This window comes from Mycobacterium sp. TH-M103 (assembly GCF_057473785.1).
Genome location: NZ_JBYCLG010000180.1, coordinates 13261 through 28337 on the forward strand (window position 1 = coordinate 13261; position 15077 = coordinate 28337).

Consider the following 15077-nt stretch of genomic DNA (forward strand, 5'->3'; position numbering starts at 1 on the left):
GGCGAGCCATGGCAGAACATCCCAGGACCGTGCAGGAACGCCGTCGCGAGCTGCTGCGCCGACGCATCGCCGAAAGCGGGCTGGCCGCAACCCAATCCGCCGGGCCCCAGGCCGTGCGGGCGGGGGAGCGATACCCCCTTTCGCCCGGACAGCGGCGGATGTGGTTCCTGCAGGCGATGGACGCCGACGACGTCACGCTCAACGTCTGCCTCGCCTACCGGATGACGGGCCCGGTGGACCCGGAGCGGCTGCGTGCGGCCTTCGGCGACCTGGTGGCGCGGCACGCGATCCTGCGCACGGTATACGGGGTGGACAGCGAGGGCGAACCGTATCAGGTGTTCTCCGATGGCGTCGAGATCGGCTGGCTCACAGTCGATCTGACTCAGCTTCCCGAGGCGGAACGCGATCGTCAGATCGCGGCCCTGGCGCGCGCCGAGTTCGGCCGGCCGTTCGACCTCACCACCGACCTGCCGCTGCGGACGACCCTGGTCCACAGCGGGACCGACGAGTTCGTGCTGCTGTTCGTCGCACACCACATCTGCTGGGACGACGACTGCTGGGCCGTCTTCTCCGCCGAGCTGAGCGCGGCCTACAACGGTGACCGGCTCGGCGACGCGCCGCAGTTCGTGGCCGCCGCGGTGCTGCAGGCCGCCGCCGAACCCACCGTCGCCGACGTCGGCTACTGGGCCGACACGCTGCGGCCGGCGCCCGAACCGCTGCAACTTCCCGGCCTGGCCGGCCCGGGTCCGTCGCGGGAGGCCGAGCGCCGATCCCGGGTCATGCCCCCCGAATTGTTCGCCAGGGTAGAAGAATTCGCCCAGCGGCACGCCGCCACGCCGTTCATGGTGCTGCTGGCGGCCTTCGGGGTGCTGGTGCGCCGCTACACCGGCGCCCCGGACTTCCTGGTGTCCGTGCCGGTGACCGCGCGCGGGCCCGCCGCGCGGGGGGCGCTCGGATATTTCGGCAACACGCTGCTGCTGCGGCTCACCGCGCGGCCGCAGGACACCTTCGTCTCGTTCGTCGACGCGGTCCGCGAAACCTGCCTCAACGGATTCGCCCACCAGTCCGTCGGCATCGACCGGGTCGTGCGCGAGGTGAACCCGGAACGGCTGGGTCACGACGGTATGGACCGGCTGGTGCGGCTGGGCTTCTCGTGGCGCAAGACCGCCAACGACTTCGCCCTGCACGGCGTCGCCGTGCGGCAGCTCGACCTGGCCGCGGTGACCGCACACCTGCCGCTGGCGCTGGCGATCGTGCTCGACCCGGACCGGGTGTCCGTCGAGTTCGAATACCAGACCCGGCTCGGCGGCGAACTCGTGGACCGGATGCTGGGGCACTACCTGCAGCTGCTGGACCATGCGCTGGGCGAGCCCGGGCACCGGATCACCGGCATCGACATGCTCGGTCCCGGCGAGCGCGCCGCCGTCCTGGCGCAATCGCACGGCGAACTCGTCGCGACGCCGGCCACCACGATGGTGGCGCTGCTCGAGGCGGCCGCCGACGCCACCCCGGGTGCTGTCGCGCTCGTCTCCGACGAGGCGCGGCTGACCTACGCCGGGCTGCATCGCCGCGCGAACCGGCTGGCGCGCCTGCTCGTTCGGCGCGGTTTCGGGCCCGAGGACATCGTCGGCCTGCGCATGACGACGTCGATCGAGTTCGTCGTCGCGATGCTCGCCGTGCTGAAAGCCGGGGCGGCGTATCTGCCGATCGACCCCGCCTACCCCGACGAGCGCATCGAATACCTCATCGCGGACGCGCGGCCGCGGACGGTCATCGGGCAGCAGGAGTTCGCCGCCGCCGAACGCGACGCCGATCGGCTCCCGGACGCCGCGCTGACCGACGCCGACCGGCGCGGCCCGTTGCACCCGGATCACCTGGCCTACGTCATCTACACGTCCGGTTCCACCGGCCGTCCCAAGGGCGTGGCCGTGTCGCACCGCGCGATCGCCGAGCACGTCGACGGCTTCGTGGCCGAATGGAGCATGACCGCCGACGACCGGCTGTTGCAGTCGTCATCGGTGAGCTTCGACGCGTCGCTCCTGGACATCTTCGTCACGCTGACGCTGGGTGCGCGGCTGGTGGTGCCCAGGCCCGGGGCGTTCGGCGACCTCGACTACGTCGCGGACCTGATCGAGCGCCATCGCGTCACCGTGCTGCACATGGTCCCGTCGATGCTGAGCACCCTGCTGCTGCTGCCGCGGGCCGCCCAGTGGCGGGCGCTGCGGCACGTCCCGGTGGGCGGGGAGGCGCTGCCCGGCGAGGTGGCCGACAGATTCGCCGGCCACTTCGATGCGGAGCTGCGCAACCACTACGGGCCCACGGAGGCCGTGGTCTGCGCGACGCACATGAAAGTCGAAGGCGCACGGGTCTTCCGCGTGGTGCCCATCGGCGTGCCGAACCGCAACGTGTACGCCTATGTGCTCGACGAGGAGCTGCAGCCGGTGCCCGCGCAGGTGATCGGCGAGCTCTACCTGGGTGGGGCGCAGCTGGCGCGCGGATATCTGGGGCGCCCCGGGCTGACGGCGGAGCGCTTCGTCGCCGACCCGTTCGCCGCGGGGATGCGGATGTACCGGACGGGAGACCTGGTGCGCCGCAACCTCTCCGGCGAGCTGGAATTCGTCGGTCGCGCCGACGAGCAGGTGAAGGTCCGTGGCTACCGCATCGAGCTCGGCGAAGTCGAGTCCGTGATCGCCACCCACCCGGCGGTCCGGCACTGCCTCGTCGTCGCCGAGGACACCGAGGCCGGGCCGGCGCTGGCCGCCTACCTGGTGCCCGCGACCGCTGCGGGCCCGTCGGGCGGGCCCGCAGGCATCGACGTCGGCATCGACATCGAGGAGATCCGCGCCCACGCCGCGGCGGCACTGCCGGACTACATGGTGCCCAGCGCATTCGGGGTCATCCCCGAGATCCCGCTGATGGTCAGCGGGAAACTGGACAAGCGGGCGCTGCCGCCGCCCACCCCCGTGGCCGCGCGCGGCCACCGCCGGCCGGCCACCGAGATCGAGCGCCGGATCTGCGCGATCTTTGCCCGCCTGTTCGGCCGCGACGAGGGCTGGGACAGCATCGGTGCCGACGACTCGTTCTTCGGCCTGGGCGGCCATTCGCTGCTGGCGGCCCGCCTGGTAGCCCAGATCCGGAGCGCATTCTCGGTGGAGTGCACCGTGCGCGCGGTGTTCGACGCCCCGACGCCGGCCGGGTTGGCGCGGCTGGTCGAACGGCTGCGCGCCGGATCCGGCGTCGAGCAGATCCGGCCGCAGCTGACCGAGCGGGACCGCCCCGCCCGGCCCCCGCTGTCGTATTCCCAACTCGCCATGTGGTTCCAGTACCGGATGCGGGGAGCCAACGACGTCTTCAACATGGCGCTTGCGCTGCGCTTCAACGGCCCGCTGGACACCGCGGTGCTCACCGCGGCGCTCAACGACGTGGTGGCCCGCCACGAGGCGCTGCGCACGAATTTCGTCGAGCACGACGGGATGCCCTACCAGCACGTGCACCCCGAACTCCGGCTCGAACCGGAGGTGACCGAGGTCGCTCCCGGCCGGCTCGACGACACGATCGCCGAGCTGCGGGGCCACGTGTTCGCGCTCGAATCCGAACCGCTGATCCGGCCCATCCTGCTGGTGGCAGGCCCGGACACCCATGTGCTGCTGTTGCTGATCCACCACATGGTGACCGACCACACCTCCTTCGGCATCCTGTTCGACGACCTCGTCACCGCGTACCGGGCGCGGTGCCACGCGCAGGCTCCACAGTGGGCCAAACCACCTCTCCAGTTCGCCGATTACGCTCTGTGGCAACGGAATACGTTCGAAACTCTGGAACCGTGGGCGGGTGCGGAACTGGACCACTGGCGCGGGGCGCTGGCCGGACTGCCCGCCGACATCTCGGTGGCCGCCGACCACACGCGTCCGCCGGTGCTCGGAAGGCGCGGGGAGGTGGTCGATTTCACCGTCGCCGCGGCCCGGCGGGCGGCCCTTGTCCGGTTGGCCGAGGAGGTCGGCACCACCGAGTTCTCGGTGTACCACGCGGTCCTGGCCGTCGTGTTGCACACGCTGGGCGGCGGCACGGACATCGCAATCGGCAGTCCCGTGGCCTGCCGGGTCGACGAGCGCACCGCGAACCTGACCGGGCCCTGCGCCAACGTGGTGGTGCTGCGCACCGACCTGTCCGGGGAGCCGAGCCTGCGCGACCTCGTCGCGCGCAGCCGGGACAGCGTGAAAGACGCGCTGGCGCATCAGGAATTCCCCATCGAGCGGCTCGTCGAGGCGCTCAACCCCCCACGTTCGCCGTCGCGCAACCACCCACTGTTCCAGAATTCCATTCACTTCCGCGGCGAGGACTGGACACTGCTGCCGCGCGACCTGACCGGCAGCGGGGACACCACGGTGTCGGCGCTCCCGATGGATTTCGAGATCTCCCTGCTGGACCTCAACGTCGGGGTGAACGTGACCCCGGACGCCGAACTCGACGTGCGGGTCGTCGCCAACGCCGATCTCTACGAGCCCGCGACGGTCCGGCGGATCGCCGCCGCCCTCGACAACGCGTTCGACGCGTTCGCGACCACCCCCGACGCGGCGGTCAGCGCGCTCGGGCTGCTACCCGCCGCCGACCTGCAGGCGCTGCTGGCCCCGCCCGCCCCGGCCGAAGCGCGGCCGTCCCAACCGCTGTCCGGCGGCTCCGCCGATACCGAACGGGCGCTGACGACCCTGCTCGAGGAGCTGCTCGAGATCACCGGCGTCGACCGCGAGGACAACTTCTTCGCCGTCGGCGGCGACAGCATCGTCGCCGTGCAGCTGGCGGCCCGCGCCACCGCCCAGGGACTGACGCTGACCCCGGCGATGGTGTTCGAGCACATGACCATCGCCGAGCTCGCCGCCGCCGTGGACGCGGCCGCCGATCAGCACACGCCGCAACATGATTCGGCGCCGGAGCCGCCGTCGGCGCCGATGAGCGCGTCGGGCCTGGACGCCGGCACGCTGGCGGAGCTCACCGCCTCCTGGCTCCGGGAATCGTGAGGTGGCGGTGAACCAGACCCCGCCGCAGGTCGAGGACGTCCTGGCCCTGAGCCCGTTGCAGGAGGGGCTGTTCGCGCTGTACCGGCTGGCCGAGGACGGCATCGACCTGTACACCATGCAGCTGCGGGTCGACATCGACGGGCCCGTCGATGTCGAATTGCTGCGCCGCAGCGCCGCCGCGATGCTGGACCGCCACCCGAACCTGCGCGCCGCGTTCTGGGATCGCGGCGTGGAAAGGCCCGTGCAGATCGTGCCCGCCCACGCCGAGCTGCCGTGGACCGAACGCCCCGCATCACCAACCGAATTCGATGCCATCGCACGGTCCGAGCGACGCCGCCCGTTCGACCTGAGCCGGGGACCGGCCCTGCGCGTCGTGGTGCTCCGAGTGCCCGGCGAGTGCAGGCGCCGGTTGATCTTCACCGTCCACCACATCCTGATGGACGGCTGGGCGCTCGGGGTGTTCTTCACCGAGATGCTCGCCGTGTACCGGGCGGGGGGATCGACCGGCGGACTGCTACCGCCGCGGCCCTACCGCGACTACATCGCATGGCTCGCCCGGCAGGACCGCGCCGCGGTGCTGTCGCGGTGGAACGACTACCTTTCCGGGGTGTCGGCGCCGCTGATGGTCGCCGACGGCACCGTCGCCCCCCGCGACGGCGTGCCGGGCACCGCGGAACGGGTACTGCCCGCCGCCGACACGGCCCGGCTGCGGAACTGGGCGGCCCGCAACGGGCTCACGCTCAACACCGCGGTGCTCTTCGCGTGGGCGGTCGTGCTGAGCAGGCTCACCGACCGCCGCGACGTCGTCTTCGGCACCGTCGTGTCCGGCCGGCCCGAGCACCTGCCCGGCGTGGAGGGCATGGTCGGGCTGTTCATCAACACCGTGCCCGTCGTGCACAGCTTCGTCGCGACCGACACGGTCGCCGGGCACTGCGCGCGACTGCAGCGCGAGGCCTCGGCGATGCGCGACATCGGCTACCTCAGCCTGTCGGAGATCCAGCGGGCGCACGGGCGCGGCGCGCTGTTCGACAGCCTGTTCGTGTTCGAGAACGCGCCCGTCGAAGACGCCATCCGCGAGGTCACCACGCCCGACGGGGCCCGCTTCCGCCCGGTCGAGATGGAAAGCCTGACGCACTACCCGCTGACCGTGGTCGCGCACCTGCGCGACGACGCGCTGGTGGTGCTCATCGAGGCGATTCCCGAAGCGCTGCCTTATCTTCGGCCCGACGAGACGTGCGAGCGGCTGCTGGGCGTGCTGCGGCGGCTGCCCGAGGTCGGCGACGCCGCCCCCGACGCACTCGACGTCCTCACCGCCGCCGAGCGCGCCGAATCCGCCGGTCTTGCCACGCGGTCGGTGCCTGCGCCGCACGCCACGGTGTGGGAGGCGTTCGCGCGCCAGACACGCCTGACCCCGGACGCGGAGGCGCTGAGCACGGGAAGCGGTGAGCGGTATACCTACGCCGACCTGCACGCGGCGGCCTGCCGGCTGGCCGCGGAGCTGGCCGCGCGCGGCGTCGGACCGGAATCCGTTGTCGCGCTGACCCTGCCGCGCTCGGCCCGGTCCATCGTCGCCATCCTGGCGGTCCTCGCCGCCGGCGGCGCCTACCTGCCGGTCGACGTCACGCTCCCGCAGGCCCGCATCGACACGATGCTGGCGCAGGCGGATCCGGTCCTGGCCGTCACCACGGCCGCCTGCGAACGACTGGTCGGCGGGCGGACGGCCACCCTGGTCATCGACGACCCCGCCACCGCCCGGCGCATCTCGCGGTCGCCCTCCGTCGCGCCTACGGTGCAACGGCATCCCGGGCAGTGCGCCTACGTCATCTTCACCTCCGGCTCGACAGGGGAACCCAAAGGGGTGCTGGGCACCAACGACGCGGTGCTGAGCTATTTCGCCGACCACCGCGAACGCGTCTACCGGCCGGCCGTGGCGCGGCTGGGCCGCCCGCTGCGCATCGCGCATGCCTGGTCGCTGAGCTTCGACGCGTCCTGGCAGCCCCTGGTCGGCCTGCTCGACGGCCACACCCTGCACCTGTTCGACGCCGGGGAGATGCGCGACGCCGACCGGCTGGTGGCGGGCATGGCCACCCACCGGGTCGACATGATCGACACCACCCCGTCGATGCTCGGACAGCTGCGCGTCGCCGGGCTGCTGAAGCACGGCCTGGCGGTGCTCGCCCTGGGCGGCGAGGCGATCGACGGCGCACTGTGGGAACAGCTGCGCGGCCTGCCCGCGGCCGGGGTGTGCGGCGCGGTCTACAACTGCTACGGGCCCACCGAGGCGACCGTCGAGGCGCTCGTGGCCGCGGTGGGTGAGTACCCGGCACCGACGATCGGCACCGCCAACGCCGGAACCTTCGCCTACGTGCTGGATTCCGGCCTGCGCATGGTGCCCCACGGCGCCGTCGGCGAGCTGTACCTGGGCGGCGCGCAGCTCGCGCGCGGCTACCTCGGCCGGCCGGCGCTGACCGCCACGCGCTTCGTCGCGGACCCCTTCCGCCCCGGCCGGCGCATGTACCGGACCGGCGACCTGGTGCGCCGCCTGCCGCACGGCGGGTACGCCTACCTGGGCCGCGCCGACACCCAGGTCAAGATCCGCGGCTACCGCGTCGAGATCGGGGAGATCGAAGCCGCGCTGCGCGCCCACCCCGCGATCGGTGACGCGGCGGTTTCCGTCGTGCGGCGCGAAAGTTCTTCTGCCTTAGTCGGGTTCGTCGCGTGGAAGGACACCGCGCCCGGCGATCCGGGCCTGGTGCGCACCTCGCTCGGTGAGCGGCTGCCGTCGTACATGGTTCCGGCGCGCGTCGTGGCGCTGCCGCGGCTACCGGTGAACCACAACGGCAAGCTGGACCGGCACGCGTTGGACCGGCTGGCCGGGCGCGCGCTGTCACCGGAGGGCGGCGGCACGGCGGCCGCCACCGAAACCGAACGGTCGCTGTGCGAGGTGTTCGGGGAGCAATTCAACGGGGTGGTGCCCCGCCTCGACGACGACTTCTTCGCGTTCGGCCTGGACAGCATCTTGGCGATTTCGTTGGTGCACAAGGCGCAACGGCGCGGACTCACGCTCAGCCCGCGGATGGTGTTCGCCGCGCCGACGATCCGCCAACTCGCGGCCGCGATCGACGCGGGACCCGCGCCGGACGCGTCGGCGCCGGGCGCGGAGTACGGCGAGGTGTTGCCCTTGCCGATGGTGTCGTGGCTCTACGAGCACGGCAACTACCGGAGGTTCACCCACACCGTCCTGCTGCGGTTGCCGTCCGGCATCGATCGCGCGTCGATCGAGTCGATGCTGCAGTCGCTGCTCGACGGGCACGACACCCTGCGCTCGATCCTCGTCGACACCGCCGCGGGCGCTCGCCTCGTCACCCGCGAGCCCGGCGCCGTCCGCGCCGCCGACCTGCTCAGCCGGGTGCGACTCGCGGAACCCACCGACACCGCGCTGGTTTCGGCCATCGCCTCCTCGGCCCGGGCCGTGCTGGACGAGATCGATCCCCGCGCCGGCGCGATGGTGCGCGCGGTCTGGTACTCCGGTGCGGAGCACGCCGACGTGCTGCTGCTCACCGCGCACCACCTGACCGTCGACGTGGTCTCCTGGCACATCATGCTGGGCGACCTGGTCGGGGCCTGGCGCTGCGTGCGGGCGGGCAACGCCCCGAAGATGCTGCCGGAATTCACCTCCTACCGGCGCTGGTGCGACCTGATGTGGCAGCGGGCCGCGACGGCCGAGGTGCGCGACCAGCTCGCCTATTGGCTCGAGCAGGTCCGCGGGCCCGATCCGGCGTTGGGGACCCGGCCCGTCGACCCCACCCGCGACACCTGGTCCACGCTGCGGGTGACCCGGGTCGCCGTCGACGCCGAGACCACCGGGCGCATGCTCGCTGCGGTCACCAAAGACGAAGGCGTGCGAGAATTCCTGCTCACCGCGACCACCATGGCCATTGCCGGTTGGCGCCGCGAGCGCGGTCAGGACCCGGCCGCCGGCACGCTCGTCGCGCTCGAGGGCCACGGACGCGCCGATGCCGTGCTCGACACCGACACGACCAACACCGTCGGGTGGTTCACGAATGCCTACCCCGTACGCCTGGGCGCAGGAGCCGGGTCGGTCGACGTCGAACGGGCCGAGCGGGATCCGCGCGCGGCCGGGGCGCTGCTCGAGGCGGTGGTGGCTCACCTCGGCGCGGTCCCCAATGGTGGCCTGGACTTCGGCCTGCTGCGTTACGTCCGGGGGGAGCCCGAGTTGCGGGCGGCCGCCGAACCGCAGATCCAGTTCAGTTATCTGGGCCGCCTCGACCTCGGGGTCAGCGAACAGCCGTGGTCGCTGCTCACCGGGTCCTACATCGACGCGCTGCCCGATGACCCCGAACCCGACCTGCCGCTGCGATTCGCCCTTAATCTCAGCGCCTTCGTGGCGATGACGCCGGAGGGCGTGCAACTGATCACCAACTGGCGCTGGAGCGACGCGCTGTTCGCGCCCGCCGACATCGACCGCCTGACGCAGCTGTGGCGGCGCGGGGCCGCCGCGCTGGCCGCCGACCTGGATCGACCGCACGAAAGGGACTGACGTGACCGCGAGCCAACCCATGGGTGACGGCGCCGACCGGGTGAGCAGAGACGAGATCAGGGTTGCCGTCGCCGCCCAACTCGGCTGCCCGGCGACCGACATCGCCGACGAGGCCAACCTGATCCAGCTGGGCTTGAATTCGATCCGCATGATGGCCCTGGCCGGGAGCTGGCGAAAGCGCGGCGCGGACGTCACCTTCGCCCAGCTCGCGGACGCGCCGACGGTCGAATCCTGGCACGCCCTGCTCGGGGCCGGGAACAGCGCAGGCGCCGGCGAGCCCGGCACCGCCGAGCCCACGCCCGAGGACGCGCCGTTCCCGTTGGCCACGATGCAGCACGCGTATTGGATCGGGCGCTCCGACGAGCAGGAACTCGGCGGCGTCGCGACCCACCTATACGTCGAATTCGACTGTGAGTCAGTCGATCCCGAGCGTCTCGAGCGTGCGGTGTCCGGTCTGGTCGCCAACCATCCCATGCTGCGCACCCGGTTCCTTCCGGACGGGACCCAACAGACGATGCCCGAACCGGGCAGGCCGGTTTTCGCCGTGCTCGACCTCCGCGGCCACGGCCCCGACGCTGTCCGGTCCGCGCTGGCCGAGTTGCGCGACCGCAAGACGCATCAGCGCCTGGCGATCGAGGACGCCCAGGTGCTCGATGTCACGCTGACCCTTTACGGCCCGAACCGCAGCCGCCTGCATCTCGACGTCGACATGCTGGCGGGCGACGCGATGAGCTACCGCGTCCTGGTGTCTGAACTGGCCGAGATGTACAACGGGGCGACGCTGCAGCCGCCCGGCTACAGCTACCGGCGCTATCGCACGGAACGCCGGGTCGACGCCGCGGCGCGAGCCCGGGACCGGCGGTGGTGGCAGCAGCGGTTGCCCGAGCTGCCCGGCGCGCCCGACCTGCCGACCCTTCCGGTCACCGACCGCGGCACAGCGCACCGCACCGCGCGTCACCACTATTGGCTGGCGCCCGAGGCCAAGCAGCGGCTGCTGGCTGGTGCCCACGCCCGCGGCATCACGCCGGCGATGGCGTTGGCGGCGGTGTTCGCCGACACCGTCGGCGGGTGGTCGGCGCAGCCGAGATTCCTGCTCAATGTGCCGCTGTTCCAGCGGGAACCGGCCCATCCCGACATCGCGCGGGTGGTCGGGGACTTCACCTCCTCGGTCCTGCTGGAGGTCGACCTCACCGACAACGTCTCGGTGACCGAGCGGGCCCACGCCATCCAGCGCAGCATGTACGAAAGCGGTTCGCACTCGGCCTATTCCGGGCTCGAGGTGCTGCGCGACCTCGGCCGCCACCGCGGCGAGCCGGTGCTGGCGCCGGTGGTTTTCACCAGCGCGCTCGACCTCGGAGAACTGTTCTCGGCCACCGTGACCGAGACCTTCGGCGACCCGGTGTGGATCGTCTCGCAGGGTCCCCAGGTGTTGCTCGACGCCCAGATCACCGAGCTGAGTGGCGGATTGCTGTTGAACTGGGACGTGCGGGAATCGGCCTTCCCGCCGGGGCTCATCGAAGCCATGTTCGCCGCGTTCACCAAGGCGGTCCGGCGACTGACGGACGGCGACGCGGGCTGGGAGGCGGAGGCGGCGGTGCGGCTGCCCAGCGCTCAGGCGCGCGTCCGCGCGGCCGTCAACGCGACCGACGGCCCGGTCAGCGGGCGCTGTCTGCACCAGGGATTCTTCGAACACGCCGCGGCAACCCCGGACGCGCCGGCCGTGGTCTGGGGCCTGCCCGGTGCGGAAGCCGGCACCGAGGGCGCGTGGAGCTACGGGGAACTCGCCGGGCGCGCGCTGGCGGTGGCCGGGGCGCTGCGCGCCGCCGGGGTGCGCCGGGGTGACGCGGTCGCCGTTCAACTGCCCAAGGGCCCCGACCAGATCCTGGCCGTGCTCGGGGTGCTCGCCGCCGGGGGGGTCTACGTGCCGATCGGATTCGACCAGCCGGAGGGCCGGCGGGCCAAGATCCTGCAGTCCGCCGACATCGTCGCGGCGCTGACCATCGAGGGCACGACCATGGGCCCATCGATCCGGTGCCTGCCCATCGACGCGGCGCAACGGCACGCGCCGTCGCTGCCGGCACCGGTCCTGCCCGACACCGGCGAGCTGGCGTACGTGATCTTCACGTCGGGTTCCACCGGCCTGCCCAAAGGGGTCGACATCCGGCACCGCGGGGCGATGAACACCATCGACGCGCTCAACGACTGGTTCGGCATCGGCACCGACGACCGGGTGCTCGGGTTGGCCGCCCTCGAGTTCGACCTGTCGGTCTACGACATCTTCGGCCTGCTGTCGGCGGGGGGCTCGATCGTGGCCATGGATCCCGGCCAGCGGGCCGCGGCCACCACCTGGGTGGAACTGATTCGCCACCACCGGGTTTCGGTCCTCAGCTCCGTGCCGAGCTGGCTGGACATGATCTTGGAGCTGGGCGGGGACCGGCTGGGCGACTCGCTGCGCGTGGCCATGCTGTGCGGCGACTGGGTGGGCGTGGACCTGGCCCGTAGGCTCACCAGGCAGGTTCCGGGCTGCCGGTTCGCCGGTCTGGGCGGCGCGACCGAGACCTCGGTCCACGGCACCGTGTGCGAGGTGGTCGGCGACCCACCGGCGCAATGGGCGACGGTGCCGTTCGGGGTGCCGATGCGCAATGTGCGCTGCCGGATCGCCTCGCCGGCGGGGCGCGACTGTCCCGACTGGGTCCCCGGCGAACTGTGGTTCAGCGGCCCCAACGTCGCCGCGGGATACCGCAACGACCCCGAACGCACAGCCGAGCGCTTCGTCGAGCACGACGGCATACGCTGGTACCGCACGGGCGACCTGGCGCGGTACTGGCCCGACGGGACGATCGAGTTCCTCGGCCGGGCCGACCACCAGGTGCAGATCCGCGGGTACCGCGTCGAACTCGGCGAGGTGGAGAGCGCGCTGCGCGCCGTGCCGGGAGTGCGGCATGCCGTCGCGGCGGTCGTCGGCACCGCTGCGCCGCGGCTGGCCGCCGCGGTCACCGGGGAGCCGGTCGGCGACGTCACCGCCGCGGTGGCAGAACTGCTGCCGCACTACATGATTCCCACGCGCATCGTGGTCCTGGAACGAATCCCGCTGACTGCCAACGGCAAGGTGGACCGCCCCGCGGTGGCCGCGCTGCTCGAGGGGCTGGACCAGGAGGGCGGCGACGGCGCCCCGCGCAACGACGTCGAGGCGGCGCTCGCCCAGATCGTCGGCGAGGTGCTGGGCGTGGAATCCGCGGGCGTGCACGACGATTTCTTCGCGCTGGGGGGCGACTCGGTGTTGGCGACCACGGCGATCGCCCGGATCCGCGACTGGCTGGATGTCGGGCACGCCATGGTCGCGGACCTGTTCGCCGCACGGACCGTCGCCGGTCTGGCCGAGCGGCTGGACGCGCGGGAGTCGCAACGCGGCACGCCGGGTCGGCTCGCCCTCATCGCCCGCCACTACCTCGAGGTGGCAGCGATGACGGATGAGGAAATCCTGGCCCTCGACCGCACGCGAGCGTGACCGGACGGCGAGCGGTTCTAATCTGCTACACAGGTTGAGCACAGCTGCCCCTGCGTCCACATGGGTACCGTCGCGATAACGAAAAGCGTCGTCACTGGGAAAGCGGCCGCAACACAGCGCACAATGGCACCACCCATCACACACCGAGGGGGAACCTGACCATGAAGACCTTCGCATCGATCGCCACGGGCGCGGCGGCGCTGGGGGCATTTGCCGCCGCGGCCGTCGGCGTGACGTCCGTCGCCGCCGTCCCGGCCGCCGGTCCAGCCCGGGTGCAGCTCGCCGCGGTCGGCGCGCCCCTGCCGCAGGACCCGTCGTCCCCCGCCCAGGGCGCGACCGTCCCGACCGCCGCGCAGCTGACGGACGTGCTGAACAGCCTGGCCGACCCGAACGTCTCGTTCGCCGACAAGGGCAACCTCGTCCAGGGCGGGATCAGCGGCCTGGAAGCCCACGTCGCCGACAAGAGGCTGAAGAAGGCCGCCAAGAACGGTGACCTGCCCCTGTCGTTCAACGTGACCAACATCCGGCCGGTCGCGCCCGGTTCGGCCACGGCCGACGTGGCGGTGTCGGGCCCCAAGCTGACATCGCCGGTCAGCCAAAGCGTCACGTTCGTCAACCAGGGTGGCTGGGTGCTGTCGCGCTCCTCGGCGATGGAGTTGCTGCAGGCCGCCGGCCAGTCGTCATAAAGTCACGTTCGGCTCCATCGAAGGGAAAAACCGTGAAACGCGTTGCAACCGTGGCCGCTCTGGCCCTCATCGGCGGCGCAGCCGCGGGCATCGCTGCGACTACCGCCGCCCCGCAAGCCGACCTGGCCCAGGTGCGACCGGCCGCGGTCGCCGCGCCCCTGCCCCAGAATCCTCCGTCGCCGGCGCCGGGCCAGAACCTGCCGACCGCGGAGCAGCTGTCGAACCTGTGCAACCAGGTCACCGATCCCGGCGTGTCCTACACGACCAAGAACGACCTGGTCGAGAACGGCATCAGCCCGGACGAGGGCCACGTCGCCGACCACGACCTGCGCAAGGCCTACCGGCACGGAAACTTCCCGGAGACGTTCACCGTCACCAACATCGCGCCGGCCGGCCCGAACATGGCGCAGGCCGACGTGGCCATCGCCGGCCCGAAGTTCGCAGGTCCGGTCACCAAGCACCTCGTGTTCGTCAATCAGAACGGCACCTGGATCATGCAGCACGACGCCGCGATCGCCCTGATACAGGCCGCGGCGGCGACGGACTAACCCAACACGCCGCTCACGTCGGTTCGCGCGACCCGCGCCGGGTCGGCCAGCACGTCGATCGCGGTGATCCGCCCGCCGCGCACCACGAACCCCATGATCGCCGTCGCGCGGCCGGCGACCAACACGACCGCGCCCGCGGCGCCGTTGACTGCGGCGGCACGCACCTCGCGCTCGGTTCCCGCGTAACTTCGCGCCGGCCCGGCGACCGGGGAGGCGCCTTCGGTACGGAACGCCGCGGCGCCGGGCCGAAGGCGCCGCGCAACATCACGTCGGGATGCAACACCGACACCAGCCGGCCCAGGCCGCCGGACCGGCCGGCCGCGAAGAATGCGCCGACGACCTCGCGCTGCGCGACGACATCCTGGCCGTCGTGGACGGAGCCGAGCATGCGATAGGCGATGGCGGTCAGCCGCGGCAGGGCCGCCTCGAAACGCGCCGTCAGCGACGCCTCGGCGGTCACGGGACGACGCCCGTCGGGCAGCGCGCAGACCCGGTTGCCGCAGAACCCCGGACGACTCGATGCGCCGGGTGAAGAAGAACGCGAGCCTGGCGTCGCGGTCGGTGACTCCGGTGAGTCGGGACATGGCATCCTCCTGGAACCTCCGGGGTGCGGGGTGAACCCTCACCCTGTCGACACCCGGCGGCGCCCGATCGTGACCGGTCCGCTCAGCGCAGGTCCATGTCGAACACCCGGGCGTGCAGCACCGTGCGGTTCCGCAGCGCGGCGCGCACCGCGCGGTGCAGGCCGTCCTCGAGGTA

5 protein-coding genes and 2 pseudogenes are annotated in these 15077 nt (G+C 72.0%); 5 read left to right on the forward strand and 2 right to left on the reverse strand.

The features are described from left to right. Positions 1–8 precede the first annotated feature (8 nt). From AC2VOR_RS09965 to AC2VOR_RS09985, 5 genes are all read left to right on the forward strand, one after another. Positions 9–5015, forward strand: a complete 5007-nt coding sequence (locus AC2VOR_RS09965; protein ID WP_486963716.1) for an amino acid adenylation domain-containing protein — start codon at positions 9–11, stop codon at positions 5013–5015. Positions 5016–5022: 7 nt separating this feature from the next. Next, positions 5023–9576 carry an amino acid adenylation domain-containing protein gene (locus AC2VOR_RS09970; protein WP_369738004.1) on the forward strand — a complete coding sequence of 1518 codons (4554 nt, stop codon included), beginning with the start codon at positions 5023–5025 and terminating at the stop codon, positions 9574–9576. Positions 9577–9595: 19 nt separating this feature from the next. Next, positions 9596–13084, forward strand: a complete 3489-nt coding sequence (locus AC2VOR_RS09975; protein ID WP_486963718.1) for a non-ribosomal peptide synthetase — start codon at positions 9596–9598, stop codon at positions 13082–13084. Between the two features lie 161 nt (positions 13085–13245). Further along, the gene (locus tag AC2VOR_RS09980; RefSeq protein ID WP_369738005.1) at positions 13246–13770 is read left to right on the forward strand and encodes an MTB12 family secreted protein; all 525 of its coding nucleotides are present in this window, start codon (positions 13246–13248) and stop codon (positions 13768–13770) included. Between the two features lie 32 nt (positions 13771–13802). Beyond that, positions 13803–14318, forward strand: coding sequence for an MTB12 family secreted protein (locus AC2VOR_RS09985; RefSeq protein ID WP_369738006.1), 516 nt, complete (start codon positions 13803–13805; stop codon positions 14316–14318). On the opposite strand, the pseudogene AC2VOR_RS09990 reads toward AC2VOR_RS09985, so the two are convergent. After that, a pseudogene (locus tag AC2VOR_RS09990) lies at positions 14315–14694 on the reverse strand (sigma-70 family RNA polymerase sigma factor family protein); the annotation flags it as partial. The gene AC2VOR_RS09985 and the pseudogene AC2VOR_RS09990 sit on opposite strands and share 4 nt — an antisense overlap. A 290-nt stretch (positions 14695–14984) precedes the next feature. Continuing rightward, a pseudogene (locus AC2VOR_RS09995) lies at positions 14985–15077 on the reverse strand (type II toxin-antitoxin system VapB family antitoxin); the annotation flags it as partial.